The following is a 15,555-nucleotide window of genomic DNA, read 5'->3' on the forward strand; positions in this document are numbered from 1 at the left end:
GACGTGCTCAAGGGACTCGACCCGCTCCTGACCCCGGACCTGCTGTACACGCTCGCGCGGATGGGACACGGAGACACCATCGCCCTCGTCGACAGGAACTTCCCCGCGCACTCCGTGCACGACCGTGTGATCCGGCTGGACGGCACCGACGTCGTCTCGGCGGGCCGGGCGGTGCTCGGGCTGCTGCCGCTCGACACGTTCGTCCCCGAGCCCGTCGCGAGGATGGGGGTCGTCGGCGACGCCAGCGCCGAGCCACCGGTGCAGACGGACTTCATCGCCGCCGCGGAGGAGGCATCGGGCCGTCCCGTGGCGGTGGAGACGGTCGAGCGCCACGCGTTCTACGCACGCGCCCGGTCCGCGTTCGCGGTGGTCATCACAGGCGAGGACAGGCCGTACGGATGCTTCCTGCTCACCAAGGGCGTGCTGCCGGAGTTCTCTCCGGAGCGTTGATTCCGGCCGCCGGACCGTCGGCGGCACGGCAGCGATTACCGCAGCGTGAAATGGCCTGCCCGCAGCCCAACCGCGATTTCCCGGACCGGCATGGGCCCGACCCCACTGTCCGTGGCGGGGTCGGACCCATGCCGGTGTTCATGAACACGCCTCAGCGGTTCAGCCCCGAAGACGGGCGAGCGACCGTGGCGCGGCATCGTCGGACGGCCGGCCGGCGAGCACACAGGCCTGGGTCGCGCGCGAGGGCGTGATCCCCTGTCCGACCAGAATCCTCACGCACTCCGGGCCGTTCTCCGCGGCACCGGCCTCGCATGCTTCCTGAATGGCTTCGTCGTCCCGCCCCTGCCCTTCGAGGTATTCGGCACACGCCTCGTCGTCGGCATGGGCGGGAGCGGCTGACACCCCCAGCGGCAGGAGCGCCGCCGCGGCGACGACGGCAGCGGTGACCAGACGGCTTGCACGAACCATGAGAGCCTCCCGTGGTGTGGATACGACCGGGGTAGGTCGCCAGGGCCCGTTGTCGCACCCTCCGCTCGAGCCTCGTCCGGATGAACGCTCGAACGTCGTGCGCACTCCGGTCGAGGACGGCCCCACGCGTCCGCCCGCGTGACGGAGCCGGCGTCACACCTGGGCGTCACACCTGAGCGAGGATGCCTCCGTCGACGCGGAACTGGGATCCGGTGAGCCAGCGCGCCCGCTCCGACGCCAGGAACGCGACCAACTCGGCGGCGTCCTCGGGGGTTCCGGGGCGGTTCATCGGCACGTTCAGCCGCGCCGCGAGATCGCGCTGCGCCTCCTCCAGCGACACCCCCTGACGGTCGGCGATCTTCTGATGGTGCGCGATCGCCCCCGGGGTGGCGATGAAGCCCGGCAGGACGCACACCACCCGCACCCCGGCCGGGCCGACCTCGGCCGCGAGCGAGCGGCTGTAGCTGTTCATGGCGGCCTTGGCCGCCGCGTAGGCGGCCTGGCCCGGCTGTGGCAGGTGGCTCGCGATGGACGAGACATGCACCACGACCCCCGAGCCGCGCTCCACCATGCCCGGGACCAGTTCCTGGTCCAGCCGGACCGCGGACAGCAGATTGACCTCGAGGTCCGACCGCCAGGTGTCCTGCGGCCGGGTCAGCGTGTCCGCCGGGGCGCTGCCGGCTCCCGCGTTGTCGACGAGGATGTCCACCCCGCCCGCGGCGTCGCGCACCCGCTCCGCCAGCTGTCGTGCTCCGTCGGGGTCCGCGAGGTCCGCGGTGAAGAACCGCGCCGGCAGTGAACCCTCGGGCGGTGCCGTTCTGGCCGCCGCGAACACGGTCGCGCCCGCCGCGGCGAGCCGCCGCACGATCGCCGCGCCGAGCCCGCGGCTTCCGCCGGTGACCAGCGCGCGCCGACCGGCAAGCCCTTCGTCGGGAATCGCCGGAGGCACTCCGCTGCCACCGGCGGGTACGTTGCTCTCTGTGCCGTTCATGCGGGCAGAATACCTGACTTACCAGTAAGGCAGTTTTCATGGGAGAGCAAGCCGACCGGAGGCGCACCGACACGCGTCGACGCGTACGGGCCATCGCGCTGGAACTGTTCACCGAACAGGGCTATGAGCTGACCTCGTTGACCCAGGTCGCCAAGGAGGCGGGCGTCACCAGGCAGGCCGTCCTGCACCACTTCGCCAACAAGGAGGAGCTGCTCACCAGCTCCTACGAGGAACTGCTCCCGGCGCTCGACGTCATCATCGAGTCCGCACGCGCCCACCCGCCGTCCACCGCGACCCGCATGCGAGCCATCGAGCGGTTCGACGCCCTGGTCCGCGGCGAGCACGGCGCCTCACTGGTCTGCGCCCAGCTCAACGAGCACGCCCTGCGCGGCCTGGCCGCCGCCCGCACACTCCGGCAGCGGCTGGACGACCTGACCCGCGCACTGGCCACCGGCGAAGGGCCCGAGGGCACGATGCGCGCACGGCTGGCCCTGTCCGCCGTGATCATGGCCGTGGCACGCGGACGCGAACTGGGCGGCCGGCAGGCGGAACGCCACAGGGCGGCGCTCGCGGTGGCCCGCTCACTGATCGGGTCCGAGACCGCGTAACCTGCCGCACCCCGGCCCCCGGTGACAGCGGGGGCCGGGGCACTAAGCGCTCCGCGGGAAGTGCCACGAGATGCCGTCATGCGTCTGCGGCCGCATCGTGGCTGGTCGCGCCCGCGCGGCGGAGCCGCACATCAACACAGCCCCGCGCCCCTTCGGGGCGCTGCCCGAACCGTAGTGGACTTCCTCCGACCTGCTTAGTGGGTCAGGACGGGTTGTCCGCGTGGGTGAGGGTCGTCCAGGCGTTGAAGTAGTTGTCGGTGCCGGACGGGCGGTGGGCCTCGGTGTACTTCTGGGTGCTGGACATGCTGATGCCGAGGCGGTTGTGGAGGGCGTTGAAGCCGACCTCGGTGACCTCGTCCAGGCCCTTCTTGACGGATCCGCCGCACAGCCAGGACGGCACGGCGGTGCCGTTCTCGTAGCCGGTGTGGAAGCCCAGTGCGTAGCGCAGCCGGTCCTGGATCTTCGGGTAGAGGTCCCGGCCCTGGATGCGGCTGGTCTCCGCGATGTCGGCGATGGAGGCGAGGCCCCAGCCGGTGTGCCCGAAGTCGCGGCAGGTCTCCTGGGCGAGGCCGTCGGCGAAGGTGCTCTGGCCCTGCCAGTACTTGATGATCTCGGCCTTGGTGTCGATGCTGCTGTCCGCGGGCGGCTTGGGCAGATCGCCGTCACTGGTCAGGTATATGTACGCCGGGACGCGGTCGAGGTAGGTGCCGACCGCCTTGTCGTAGGCGGAGCGGTCGTCGAGGAAGACCGCGATGCCGATGGCCGCCTCGGTCATCACCAGTTCCCAGTTGCCGTTCTTGGTGGTGGCCGAGCCGTTGCTCACCTCGGGGAGGTACACGTTCCGCAGCATGGTGGCGAAGCGTCCGGCGCCCGGCCAGCCGCCGTCGTAGGTGTACTTGATGATCTCGGCGGCGCGCGGCCAGGTGGCGCCGGACCAGCCGGACTGGAGCGGGGCGTTGCTGTTGGTGTGATCGGTGATCGTGGCGGACCAGGCGTCCATGATCTCGATCGACTTCTTGGCGTACTTGCTGTCCCGGGTGAAGTACCAGGCGAGCGCGTCGGTGTAGGCCGCGATGGCGTCCTGGCGCTCCTCGGTGCACCCGTGGTTGGGGTTGGACGACGAGCCGCACTCCACGACGGCGCGCGGTTTGGGGGTGCGCGACAGCGAGGCGTAGGAGCTGCCCATCATGTTGTCGTAGGCGGCCTTCCAGGGCTGCTGACCGGCCTGCACCTTCGAGCGTGCGTAGTCGAGTTGGGCCCGGCTCACCAGCACCCCGGGATGGGTGAAGGCGGCCGGCGCGGCCGTGGCCCGCGGGGCCGGTCCGCCGAGCTGAAGGCTCAGCAGACCGGCCAGCAGGGCGAGAACACTGAGTAACGCGGTTCTGGTTCGTGCCATCCGATGACCTCTTCTGTTCATGGATGAGAACGCAGTTCCCAAATACGGACAGGATGGTCTGGACCATAAGGATGGCTCGTGAACATGTCAATGGCTGCGGGCGGTGATGTCGCCGTGGGAGGTGGTGGCACGGACGTCCAGCGCGGCCGAGACGCCGGCTGCGGCGCCGACCGAGATGTCGCCGTCGAGCGCGGTGAGGCGGACGCCCGCGGCCTCGTCGATCTTGATCTGGCGGTACGCGCCGTCGAAGGCGACGTCACCGAGGCGGCCGACGCCACGCAGCTCGGATGCGGCGGCCTTGCCCTCGACGTGTGAGCCGACGGGCAGTTGGACGGTGACCTCCAGGGATCCGGAGGGCCCGACGAGCTGGTTCTTGGGCTCGGGGGCGTCGATCCGCAGCACGCCGTCGGCGTAGGCGACGGTGGTCCGCTCGGCGGCCTGGACGTCGCGGCTCTTGGAGGGGCTGGCGGGCAGGACCTCGACGGTGGTGTCGGCGCGGTCGGCGGCGAACGCCAGCAGATCGCGCTGGTGCCGGCCGACAGCCTCCCTTACGCCGAGATCGCCCGGCGCCTCGACCGTCCGACCTCGACGATCACTCGTGAGGTGATGCGCAACGGCGGCCCCACCGCCTACCGCGCCGACCTGGCCCACCGCGCCACCGGACGCCGCGCCCACCGGCGCAGGCCCGCCTCCTCGCGCGGGCCGGGGTCGGTCCCCTGCCGCACGGGCGCGACGCCGAAGCCGTGGCCGAGTACGAGGAGACGCTCACCACCGTCCTCATGGCCTCGGGCCTGCCCAAGATGACGGCCCGGGTGCTGACCTGCCTGTTCACCACCGACGCCGGCAGCCTCACCGCGGCCCAGCTCGCACAGCGCCTCCAGGTCGGCCCGGCGTCCATCTCCAAGGCGTCGCCGTCCTCGGGCCCCACACCCCCACCGCCGCCCGCCTGGAGAACATCGCCCGCTTCCTCGACTTCATCAGCGAGAGCATCACCCGCGCCGCCGAACAGGCCCGCGAAGTCCTCCACACCAAACGCGAAACAACCTGAGAGGTGGCTCCGCGACGACGTCGGACGCCACCAGACGCCCTCAGAGGAGGTCGTAGGTCAGATGGGTCGCGGTCGTTGTCGGGGTCACGCTCCGCTGGACCAGGGTGCGCGGCGCTCCGCCGGTGAACAGCGGCGTTCCGGCGCCCAGCAGGACGGGCGCGAGGTGCAGCGACAGGACGTCGACCAGCCCGGCCCCGATCGCCGAGCCGACCGTGGCGCCGCCGCCCATGAGGACGACGTCGAGGTCCTTGCCGCTGTCCGACGACGCCGCCTCGGCGCGCTCGCGCGCGGCGGCCACGGCGTCGGGCAGACCGGTGGTGACGAACGTCCAGTCGAGGTCGGTGAGCCGCACCGACTCCGGCGGCGAGCTCGTCACCACGACGAACGCGGGCTTGCCGACCTCGCCGGCGCCGTAGCCGATCGAGTCGTCCCAGCCGCCCGGCGCGTCGACCACGTCGAAGAGCCGGCGGCCGAGGACGACGGCGCCCGAGCGGACGGTCCCCTCGTGCAGGACCCGGCGGTCGTCGGGGTCGTCGGAGAACGCCCAGGTGTGCAGGGCCTCGCCACCGGCGCCCAGGCCACTGTCCGGGCCGGGGTCGGGTCCGGTGACGAAGCCGTCGAGGGAGACCGAGATATCAGCGATGATTCGAGTCATGTCAGGGCAGACCCGATCCGCCGCCCGAACTCATCGCGCACGCTGCCCATGGATCGCTCGGGATCAACGCATAAGACCTCAGGATCAACGCATAGGACCGCTCGGGATCAACGCATACTTGTCGGCCGACACACAAGTTACTTGTTAGGATATCCGCATGGTCACCACTCGCCGTACCCAGCAGGAGCGCCGCGCCCAGGCCGAAGCCGCGCTGCTCAACGCCGCCGCCGAACTGGTCGTCGAGCACGGTGTGCGGTCGCTGACGCTGGCACGGGTCGGCGAACAGGCGGGGTACAGCCGCGGGATCGTCACCCATCACTTCGGGTCCAAGCAGGCCCTGATCGAGCGACTGGCCCGCGCGACCCAGGCCGGCTTCGTCCCCGGGCTCGCGGACCTCCCACCCGGGCTGGACCGGCTCCTGCGGCTCGTCGACGGCTATATCGGCGCCTCCGGAAGCGCCGGAACGATGAACCGGGCCTTCCTGCTGCTGTGGGCCGAAGCGGCCACCGCGTCCGAACTGGCCCCGATCTTCCGCGAGCGCGACGAGGCGTTCCGCTCCGATCTGCGCACCGATGTCGCCGCAGGGATCGCCGACGGCGACGTACGCACGGACATCGACCCCGACGACGTCGCCATCGCGATCCTCGGACAGCTGCGCGGGATCGGCCTGCAACACCTCCTCGACCCTCACACCGTCGACACCGCACGGCTGCGCCACACCGTCACCGACTACTGGCGCCGGGCACTGCGCGCCCCCTAGAGCAGTGCGCGTCAGGTCGTGGCCAGCAGCAGGTCTTCTCCGCTCGACGGGCGGAGGCCGTCGGTGCGATCGGCGAAGTAGCGCTCGGCGAGCGAGGCTCCCGACACATGCCGGACGTCCGCGAAACCGGCTTCGCGGGCCAGTTCCAGCATCTCGGGCGGTCTGTAGAGGCTGATGAACGGCGTTCCGGACGCCCGCGCGCCTTCCATGCTCGCCCGGAAGCCGGGGCGGTCGGCGGCGTCGACAAGTTCCACCGGCAGCAGGAAGGTCATGGCGAGCGTCGAGCCGGGCGCGAGCCCGGCGATCTGGCGCAGGGTGGCCGCGATGGCGTCTTCGGTGAGGTACATGCTGACGCCGGTGGAGACGATGACCGCGGGCCTGCCGGCCTCGAAACCGGCGGCGGCCAGTTGCTTCAGCCAGTCTTCGCTCGCCTCGAAGTCGACCGGCACCAGGTGCAGCCAGTCGGGGACGCCATAGCCGAGTTCGTCCAGGCGATGGCGCTTCCATTCCTGCGGGCCGGGCTGGTCGACCTCGAAGACCCGCACCCGGGAGCCGGCCTCAGGCCTGCGCTGGGCGAAGGTGTCCAGACCGGCTCCCAGGATGACGTACTGGGTGACGCCGTGGTCGGCCCGCTCATCGATCAGGTCCTCGATGAAACGGGCCCGGGCCACCATGGCCGCCCGGAACCCTCTGGTGGTATCCGGGTCCATGTCGGGGCGGCGGCGCCAGTCGGCGTCGGGAGCCGCCAGCCGCAGGCCGATCTCGTCCTCGAACACATGCGGTGGCGGGTCGAGCTGGACGTGCATCGCCCGCCAGAGGGCGGTCCGTACCGCGGTACTGTCTGGCGCCCCGGTCGGCTCGTCCATCGCGGCGTTCCCCTTCCGTCAAGTTTCGTCGAGGGATGCTAGCGCCCTGGCAGGCTAGGAGACGATGGGCCCGGCCACGGCGAACCGTCCAGGGCCGACGCCTACTCCAGCCCCCGCTTCCCCGGCGTCCAGAACGGCTTGGTGAGCACCGCACGCCGGTCCCAGCCCGCCTCCCGGACGAGCACCTGCCGCACCCGCTGCACGGTCCGGGCCTCCCCGGCGACGTAGGCGATCCCGCCCGGCTCCGGGGCGAGGCGGCGCACCGCGTCCGGGAGTGAAGTGCCGCCCCTGGTAAGCCAGTTGAGGCGATCCGAGTGGGCCAGCGGCAGCCGGTCCGCGGCCGTGTCCGTCTCCACGCAGCCGGAGACGCGCGCCCCGGGCGGCAGTGCGGCCAGCATCGCGCCGAAGGCGACGGACGCCGTCTCCTCCCCGACGAAGACATGATGGGCGGCCTCGGGCCGCAGCGTGAACGACCCCTCGGGTTTGCCCAGCCGCACCCGCTCACCGACCTCGACGCCGCCGCCCCAGCGCGCCCCCGGCCCCGCTCCCGGGTGGTCCAGCACGCACAACTCGACGGCGCCGGAGGGGTCGTAGCGCCACACGGAGTACGTACGACGGGTCAGCCCCGAGCCGACCAGAACGCGCACCTGCTGCCCGGGACGGACATCGAGCCCGGCGAGGGCGTCGCCCTCGATACGCAGCCGGCGCATACGGGCGGCGATCGGCTCGGCCTCGGTGACGGTGCCGCGGAGCATCAGCAGATCCAGGACCGGATCCAGCAGTGTGGGCATGGAGTGCTCCTCGGAGAAATCGGGTGGGCGCGGGGGGAGTTGAACGGCCACGCTGGACCAGAACGCGATAGTACGCGTTCTCGATTGAATGCGATAGTGCGCGACTTTGCGGTGCGCTCGCAGGCCGCCCGGGGCGCCCCCGAGCGGCTCGGGCGGGCTCGGGCGGGCTCGGGCCCACGTGGACCTCACGTCCGAGAACGGCGGTCAGGTCTGGTCGAACGAGGCCGGGTGCCCGGCCCGGTCATGCGTCTCGCGCTGGGCCACGACCCGGGCCCCCTGCGCCGTTTGAGTCGTTTCCCCCGGACAGCAGGGTGTCCAGCATGTACTGGCGCGAGCGTTCGATGCCTTCGAGGGCGACCTGCCTGATCTCGTCCTCCGTGCCCCTCCGGATCGTCTCCACCAACCGTCCATGGTTGACGCTTGTGTAAGGGGGCCGGCCGAGTTCACCCCGGAGGTTGAGGAAGCGCTCGATCTCTTCGTGCAGGGTGTTGATCATCGGGATCATCAGTGCCACGCGCGCGACTTCGGCGATCGCCACATGCAGCAGCCGGTTCGCCTCGTTCAAGTCGGGGCGTGAGGCGTTCTCCGCCACGGTGGCCGCGCTGAGGGCGTCCAGGCGGTCCAGATCCTCGTCGCTGGCCCGCTGCGAGGCGAGCACGGCCGCTTCCGGTTCGAGGAGCCGTCGCAGGCGATAGGTGTCCTGGAGGTCACCGAGGTCCGTCGGCTTGACGAAGGTGCCGCGCCGCGGGACGACGACGACGAGACCTTCCCTGCGCAGCGCGTTGATGGCCTCGCGCACCGGGGTCTTGCTCATGCCGTAGCGCTCGGCGAGCCACGCTTCGATGATGACGTCGCCGGGGCGGAGGCGGCAACGGATGATGTCGCGCTTGAGGGACGCGTACGCCTGCTGCGCCATCGACGATCCCGAGCTCACAGCACAGCTCCTCTTCAAACACTGTGTGGCGGCCCTCGTCATCCGGCGACCACCTGCGCGAAGACCTGTTGACATCCACCTTTCGCAGCGTACCATCCCTGTGAAATATCACAGAGATTGCACGACGATAGGGCCCCAGATGACGCGACTTCGAAGCAGCGGTCCGACCGTGGATGGCTCCATGAACCGGTTGTTCCGGGCGCTCAGCGCCCTGGAACGCGCGGGAAACAGGCTCCCCCATCCGTTCTGGCTCTTCTGGATCTTCGTGGCGCTGCTCGGTGTGCTCAGCGCCGTGCTGGCCGGGGTGGGCGTGTCCGTCACGCTGCCGTCGACGGGTGACTCCGTCGCGGTCAAGAGCCTGCTCTCGCTTCAGGGAGCCAAGTTCGCGGCCGAGTCGGCGCTGGACAACTTCGCCGGGTTCGCGCCGCTGTCGGTCGTGGTGGTCGTGCTTCTCGGCGTCAGCGTCACCGAGAAGAGCGGCCTTCTCACCGCGCTTCTCCGCGTCACGATCGGCCGGCTGCCCGTTCGGTGGCTGACCTTCTCCATCGCGTTCGGCTCCATGATCGCGCACGTCATGAGCGACTCGGCCTACATCGTGATGATCCCGCTGGGAGCGCTGGCCTTCCGGACCGTGGGCCGCAGTCCGGTGCTCGGCCTGATGGTCGCCTACGCGTCGACGGCCATCGGCTTCAACGCCAGCCCGCTGGTGACACCGGCCGACGCGGTCAGATCGTCCCTGGCGGCCGAGGCCGCGCACACCGTCGACCCGGGCTATGTCATCACTCCGGTGGCCACCTACTTCTTCACCGCGGTCTCATCGGTGTTCCTCGCCGCCGTCATCGCCCTCACGGTCGACCGCGTCCTGGCCCGACGGCCCGAGTTCGTGCCCACACCCGAGGACGACGCGGCCGCCGACAGGCTCTTCAACACCACCGCCCACGGCGAGGCGCCCCCGCACGGCGGCCCGGCCGGCGAGGCCCCCTCCTTCACCTTGAGCGCCGTCGAGAAGCGCGCCATGCGGCTGTCCGGCGCGGTGCTCCTGCTCTACGTCCTGGCGGTGTCCGCGCTCCTGCTGCCGGGATCCCCGTTCCGCGGCGAGGGCGGCAGCGTCGTCCAGTCCGTGGTCGTGGTGAACATCGCCGTGTTCGTCTCGCTGCTGTTCGCGATCCTCGGCATCGTCTACGGCAGGCAGGTGGGCACGATCCCCTCGCTGTCGGCCGTCCCCCACGCCATGGCCGACGGGGTGAGGTCCTTCGTCCCCGTGATCGTGCTGTTCTTCGTGGTCGCGCAGTTCCTCGCATACTTCACCTGGACCGGCATCAGCAATGTGATCACTGTCGAGGGCGCCCGGCTCCTGAAGTCCCTGGACGCGCCCCACCTCATCATCCTGCTCGTGATCATCCTGGCCATCAGCGGACTGAACATCATCATCAGCAGCGGTTCGGCGATGTGGTCCATCCTCGCCCCCGTCGTGGTCCCCCTGGCGATGTACATCGGGCTCTCCCCGCAGGCGGCGATGGTCTCCTTCATGATCGGGGACTCGGTCACCAACACCACGCCCATGAACGCCTACTTCGTCCTGGCCCTGGGATTCCTCCAGCAGTTCCGGAAGGGCGCGGGCATCGGGACCATGCTGTCCTTCACGGTTCCCGTGGCTCTCGCCGTACTCGTCTCGTGGTCGTCCTTCTTCGCCCTCTGGTACGCCCTCGGAATTCCGCTCGGCCCAGGGGTGCCCGTCAGATGACACCACCACCACGTACGCCACCTCGCACGGCTCGGCGACGCCGAGCCCACTCCCCCACCACATCGACACGGAAGAGTCACTCACCATGGGCAGCATCGCCATCATCGGCGCGGGCAACGTCGGCCAGGCCATCGCCGGCCATATGTCCTTCAAGGGACACGACGTACGGATCTTCGACAGGTGGGGCCGCGACCTTGAACCGATCAGGGCCAACGACGGCATCGACATGACCGGAGACGTCGAGGGCCACGGCACCCCCTCGGCGCTGACCTCCGACCTCGGGCGAGCCGTCGGCGGCGCCGAGGTGGTCATCGTCGCCGCGCCCGCCTTCGCGCACGCCTATCTGTCCCAGGAACTCGCGTCCGTCCTCGCGCCGGACCAGCTCGTCCTGTTCCAGCCGGGCGTGCTCGGCAGCGGCGTCGAGCTGGCGCGCATGTTCGCGCTCGCCGGCCGGCAGCCCTGCCTCATCGCGGAGACGCCCACCAGTCTCTACACCTGCCGGCTGCGCCGCCCCGCGCACGTCTACATCGGGGCGATCAAGCACGCGGTCCCGCTGGCCGCCGTACCCGGCGCGGACACGCCCCGGGCCCTCGACATCCTGCGGACGTACTTCGGCGACCGCTATGTGCCGGGCGAGGACACGCTGACCGTGGGTCTCAACAACTGCAACCCCATCTACCACGTTCCGCCGGCGGTGCTGAACTTCAAGACGGTCGAGGACGCCGACCGCCACCCGCTGCACACCCTGGTGACGCCGCGCATCGCCGAGGTCATCGACGCCCTCGACCGTGAACGCCTCGCCCTGGCGGACGCCCTCGGAGTGAAGGCGGCCAGCTTCTGGGACTTCCTCAACACCGCGTACCAGGTGACCGAGGGCAGCTTCGTCGAGCGCATCGTGCAGGGCTACGGCCGTCAGGGATTCCCCGAACCCGACTCGGTCAGGCACCGGTACTTCACCGAGGACATCCCCTTCGGACTGGTCACCTGGAGCTCGCTGGCCGCGCAGATCGGCCTCCCCGTGCCCCTGACCGACTCGTTCGTCGCCCTGGGCACGGCCCTGTGCGGACAGGACTTCGTGGCCGGGGGCCGCACGGCGCGGACGCTGGGCCTGCTCGGCTCCGACGTCGACGGCATCCGCGCCGCGTTCATCGACGGCGCGGTGTAGAGCCGCCCGCCGCCCCGGAAGGCATCGCGCCTTCCGGGGCAGCCGCTCGGACGTCCCGGGCGCGGCGCTCAGTCGCGCGACGCGGCGGACCGGTTCGCGGAGCCGTTGATCACGAACTGCGAGCCGGGCTCCTTCACCACATCGCCCTGAGCCGAGTTGGTGATCCGCACGTTCGTCAGCGTGGCGTCGCCGCGCGCCCCGCCCATCGCGAGGATCCCGGACCCGTTGTTGGACTTGTCGATGGTGACGTTCTCGAGCCGGACGCCGGGCATCGCGCCGCCGCCCGTCTTGAACTGGATGCCGTCGTAAGTGGAGTCGTGGATGTCGGTGTCCCGGATCGTGACCCCCGGGATGTCCTGGCCCTGGGCGAACAGGGTGATCGCGCCGAACTCCTGCGCCTCGCCCCAGAACGCGCCGCCCGTGCGGTACAGGCCGTTGTTGGCGATGAGCGTCTTGCCGGAGAAGGGCAGCGGGTCGTGGTCGGTGGCCAGCATGATCCCCGGGTAGTTCATGGTGTCGGAGATCAGGTTGTTCTCGATCGTGTTGCCGTAGCCGCCGTAGACCGCGATGCCGTTGGCCCGCCAGGGCAGTTGGACGGTGTTGTTGCGGAAGTGGTTGTCGTGGCCGATGTCCGTCGAGGTGTCCTTCACATACTTGTTGGCCCAGACGGCGAGTGAGTCGTCGCCGGTGTTGCGGAACGAGGAGTTGTACACGGTCGAGTTGCGGGTGCCGTTGGTGAAGTTGACGCCGTCGGCGTAGGTGTTGCGGATCCGTACGCCGCTGAACTCGAGGCCGTCACCGGGCCCCCACAGCGCGGGGATGTTGGAGTAGTCGCGGCCGACCCAGGCGCCGACGTTGGCGTGCTCGATCCACACATTGGTGATCTTGGTGTTCTTGCCGAAGCGGCCATTGAGCCCGACACCGCCCTCGGCGCCGCCGTCGCCGCCACGGATGGTGCCGGAGCCGAAGACGGCGATATCGGAGATCTTGGTGTTGTCGTCGATGTCGAAGCCGAAGTTGCCCTCGTGCGGGTGGTTGATGCCGCCCGCTTCCTGGGGCGGGATGAGCGAGTAGAGCTGGGAGTGCCACATCCCGGCACCGCGGATGGTGACGTCCCGGATACCCATCTGGTTGTACTGGCCCTGGTTCTGCGGGTCGTCGGTCAGGATCTTCTTCTCCTGGCGCCACTGGCCCGCGGGGATCCATACGCAGGGGATCGCGCCCTCCTGGTCCGCGGTGACGGCGCGCTGGATGGCGTCCGCGTCGTCGATGCCGTCGTCGGGCACGGCCCCGTAGTCGGTGATGGAGACGCACTCGGCGGGCTTGGCGGCGGGTGCCGCGACCTGCTCCAGATCGACCAGGTCGATGATGTAGAAGGCCGCGTCGTCACCGGAATCCCGCTGGAGCCGGAACTGCGTACCCGGCGGGTAGGTGTCGGTGAGCAGGGCGTGGGACTCGTCGAACAGCCGCCGGGCGTCGCCGCCGGGCCGGTTGGTCAGGCCCTCCGGGTCGTCGGTGGTGCCGTAGAGCCAGCTGTGCTTGGAGGACAGGGTGAGTTTCCGGACGAACTTCCCGTCCGCGTAGAGGCTGATGGTCGCCTCCCTGCCGCCACCGCCCGCCGCGTCCGGGATCGAGTTGCGGACGACGATCGAGTTGGACGGCGTGGTGGAGGTGAACTCCACGTACTGACCGCCGGTGTCGAGCCGGACCGATTCGCGCCCGGAGGACTCGGTGGCGAAGTTGGTGTGCCCGAAGGTGCGCTTGGCGTCCGTCTTCAGCAGGGTGCCGTCGTACCGGCCGTCCTCCGCCTCGTACTCGGTGTACGGCACGGCGGCGCCACGTCCGACGACGAGGGAGCGGGCGAAGGTGTTGTTGTCCTCGTTGGTCTCGGCGACGGTGTCGGTGGCGTCGGCCGTCGCGGTGAGCGTCGCTCCCCCGCTGGTGGCGGTCCAGTCGCCGCCGATGGCCACGGTGGCCGTGCCACCGGCGGGGATGGTGCCCGCCGTGCCGTTCAGCGTGGTCCCGCCGACGGTGAGCCGGGTGACCGATCCGGCGGGCACCGCGCTCGAGCCCCTGTTGTGCACCGCGACGGTGAAGGTGACCTTGGCGCCGACGGCCGGGCCGGCGGGGTTGGTGGTGATGCCGGTGACCTCCAGGTCCGGTCCTGGGGCCTGGCCGATGACCAGCTTCGAGGCGGCGTTGCGGCTGTTGTTGGTGTTGTCGAGCTCAGGGACGGTGTCGGCCGGGTCGACGACGGCGGAGACGGTGTAGCTGCCCATGGGCCGCTTACCCACCTTGACCGGCACCTTCTGCGACGCGCCCGGCGCGAGCGCGCCAACGGCGCCGCTGCCGGCGACCGTGCCCTCGATGCTGACGTTCACCGTGGTCGCGGGCGCGGCGGCCGTCCCGGCGTTGCGGACCGTCGCCTCGACGGTGACCGCGTCCGCCTCGGAGGGCGACTCGGGCGACCAGGCGAGTTCGGTGACGGTCAGGTCGGGGGCGGGTGCGGCCGTGCCGACGACCTCGAACTCGGCGACCTGCCCTCCGCCGGCGCCCGTGTTGCCGGAGAATTGCAGCCTTACGTCCGCGTACCGTCCCGTGACCGGGATGGTCACCGTGTTCTTGTTCTGCGACGGGCTGAAGGTGTAGTCGGCCCGGTCCTTCAGCGAGGCGAAACCGGACTCTCCGGCCGCCCGTCCCAGCACCTGGATGCTCTGCGGCCGGGTGGACCAGACGGGATCGGGGTTCAGCTTGACGACGACGCCGGTCAGATCGGCGTCGGCGCCGAGCTTCGCGGTCAGCGTCGAGGACTGGCCGCTCGCCTCCCAGTAGGTCGAGGTGCTGCCGTCGTTGGCGTTGCTCGCGACGTAGTCCTGGGTGGTCGACGACGCCTCGATGGGCTTGCGCAGGGCCAGGTTGGTGCCCGCGGGCGGGTCCCCCGGATTCTCCCCGCCGGCCTCCCCGCGCACCTCCACCTCGGAGAGCTGGGCGGCGTTCCAGCCCGTGTTGCCGGTCACCTGTACGCGCACGTACCGCGCCTCGGCCGCGACGTCGAGCGCCACCGTGTTGCCGGACGACGGGGAGAAGTCCTCGCGCACGTCCGGAACCACGGTGGTGAAGTCCTGGCCGTCCGTGCCGGCCAGGACTCTCACCGTCTCGGTGCGGGGCTCCCACGGCGCGGGGAGCTTCAGTGCCACCTCGTCGATGTCCGCCTTGGTCCCGAGGTCGACCTGCACCCACTGGGGGAACGAGCCCGCGGGACCCTCCCAGTAGGAGGCCTGGCTGCCGTCGGTGACATTGCTCGCCGGGTAGGAGCCGTGTGCCCCACTGGCCGTCACCGGCCTGCCCAGCGCCAGATTGGCTCCCGCTGCGCCCTGGGCTCTCTCCGCGGCATGGGCTCCCGCTGCGGCATGGGCTGTCACGGGCAGCGGCCCGACCGTGAGCAGACCCGCCGTCACCAGCCCGGCGGATAACCGCCGACCGTGATGTCTTCTTCTCATGAGGCCTTCTCGATCCTTCCCCTGAGCAGGCCCAGACGGTGCCGCGCTGGTGCCGAGCCAGCCGCAGTGCAAGAGTTGAGTGATTTCGTCTATCTTTTGCAGGGATGCTTTGACAGATTTCTACCGCTCATCGGCTTTGTCAACGACTCGGCACCCGGCGGTACGTGATCGGCCGCGGC

At 70.3% G+C, this 15,555-nt stretch carries 14 protein-coding genes and 1 pseudogene; 6 read left to right on the forward strand and 9 right to left on the reverse strand.

The window, feature by feature from the left end; translation table 11 throughout:
• The first annotated feature begins 3 nt into the window (after positions 1–3).
• A complete protein-coding gene (locus ACT2CW_RS22230) occupies positions 4–450 on the forward strand; it encodes an RbsD/FucU family protein (RefSeq protein ID WP_445517966.1) in 447 nt (148 codons plus the stop codon).
• Positions 451–609: 159 nt separating this feature from the next.
• Here ACT2CW_RS22230 and ACT2CW_RS22235 read toward each other — a convergent pair whose 3' ends face one another.
• Both ACT2CW_RS22235 and ACT2CW_RS22240 read right to left on the reverse strand, forming a co-directional pair.
• Complete coding sequence (locus ACT2CW_RS22235; protein WP_445517967.1) at positions 610–918, reverse strand: hypothetical protein; 309 nt, start codon at positions 916–918, stop codon at positions 610–612.
• 166 nt (positions 919–1,084) lie between these two features.
• On the reverse strand, positions 1,085–1,909 hold the full coding sequence (locus ACT2CW_RS22240; RefSeq protein WP_445517968.1) for an oxidoreductase: 825 nt from the start codon (positions 1,907–1,909) through the stop codon (positions 1,085–1,087).
• A gap of 38 nt (positions 1,910–1,947) precedes the next feature.
• On the opposite strand from ACT2CW_RS22240, the gene ACT2CW_RS22245 reads away from it, so the two are divergent.
• Positions 1,948–2,517, forward strand: a complete 570-nt coding sequence (locus ACT2CW_RS22245) for a TetR/AcrR family transcriptional regulator (RefSeq protein WP_445517969.1) — start codon at positions 1,948–1,950, stop codon at positions 2,515–2,517.
• Positions 2,518–2,719: 202 nt separating this feature from the next.
• Here the strand turns inward: ACT2CW_RS22245 and ACT2CW_RS22250 are convergent, their stop codons facing one another.
• Together ACT2CW_RS22250 and ACT2CW_RS22255 are read right to left on the reverse strand one after the other, a co-directional pair.
• Entirely contained in the window at positions 2,720–3,913 is a 1,194-nt protein-coding gene (locus tag ACT2CW_RS22250) for an alginate lyase family protein (protein ID WP_445517970.1), read from the reverse strand.
• 87 nt (positions 3,914–4,000) lie between these two features.
• Positions 4,001–4,432: a hypothetical protein gene (locus tag ACT2CW_RS22255; protein WP_445518127.1), complete on the reverse strand. Its 432-nt coding sequence runs from the start codon at positions 4,430–4,432 to the stop codon at positions 4,001–4,003.
• On the opposite strand from ACT2CW_RS22255, the pseudogene ACT2CW_RS22260 reads away from it, so the two are divergent.
• Positions 4,433–4,961 (forward strand): annotated as a pseudogene (locus ACT2CW_RS22260) (helix-turn-helix domain-containing protein).
• Positions 4,962–5,001: 40 nt separating this feature from the next.
• On the opposite strand, the gene ACT2CW_RS22265 reads toward ACT2CW_RS22260, so the two are convergent.
• The gene (locus tag ACT2CW_RS22265) at positions 5,002–5,616 is read right to left on the reverse strand and encodes a dihydrofolate reductase family protein (protein WP_432044827.1); all 615 of its coding nucleotides are present in this window, start codon (positions 5,614–5,616) and stop codon (positions 5,002–5,004) included.
• 157 nt (positions 5,617–5,773) lie between these two features.
• On the opposite strand from ACT2CW_RS22265, the gene ACT2CW_RS22270 reads away from it, so the two are divergent.
• The gene (locus ACT2CW_RS22270; RefSeq protein WP_445517971.1) at positions 5,774–6,376 is read left to right on the forward strand and encodes a TetR/AcrR family transcriptional regulator; all 603 of its coding nucleotides are present in this window, start codon (positions 5,774–5,776) and stop codon (positions 6,374–6,376) included.
• Between the two features lie 11 nt (positions 6,377–6,387).
• On the opposite strand, the gene ACT2CW_RS22275 is transcribed toward ACT2CW_RS22270, so the two are convergent.
• From ACT2CW_RS22275 to ACT2CW_RS22285, 3 genes are all read right to left on the reverse strand, one after another.
• A complete protein-coding gene (locus ACT2CW_RS22275; RefSeq protein WP_445517972.1) occupies positions 6,388–7,242 on the reverse strand; it encodes a class I SAM-dependent methyltransferase in 855 nt (284 codons plus the stop codon).
• Positions 7,243–7,343: 101 nt separating this feature from the next.
• Positions 7,344–8,033, reverse strand: coding sequence for a siderophore-interacting protein (locus tag ACT2CW_RS22280; RefSeq protein WP_445517973.1), 690 nt, complete (start codon positions 8,031–8,033; stop codon positions 7,344–7,346).
• Positions 8,034–8,274: 241 nt separating this feature from the next.
• Positions 8,275–8,949 (reverse strand): GntR family transcriptional regulator, encoded by a 675-nt coding sequence (locus ACT2CW_RS22285; protein WP_445517974.1) that lies wholly within the window; start codon positions 8,947–8,949, stop codon positions 8,275–8,277.
• Positions 8,950–9,148: 199 nt separating this feature from the next.
• Between ACT2CW_RS22285 and ACT2CW_RS22290 the strand changes: the two genes are divergently transcribed.
• The gene (locus ACT2CW_RS22290; RefSeq protein ID WP_445517975.1) at positions 9,149–10,711 is read left to right on the forward strand and encodes an AbgT family transporter; all 1,563 of its coding nucleotides are present in this window, start codon (positions 9,149–9,151) and stop codon (positions 10,709–10,711) included.
• A gap of 85 nt (positions 10,712–10,796) precedes the next feature.
• On the forward strand, positions 10,797–11,876 hold the full coding sequence (locus ACT2CW_RS22295; protein ID WP_445517976.1) for an NAD/NADP octopine/nopaline dehydrogenase family protein: 1,080 nt from the start codon (positions 10,797–10,799) through the stop codon (positions 11,874–11,876).
• A gap of 68 nt (positions 11,877–11,944) precedes the next feature.
• Here ACT2CW_RS22295 and ACT2CW_RS22300 read toward each other — a convergent pair whose 3' ends face one another.
• Entirely contained in the window at positions 11,945–15,376 is a 3,432-nt protein-coding gene (locus ACT2CW_RS22300; protein WP_445517977.1) for a CARDB domain-containing protein, read from the reverse strand.
• Positions 15,377–15,555 lie beyond the last annotated feature (179 nt).

Source organism: Streptomyces sp. NEAU-174, from assembly GCF_052665095.1.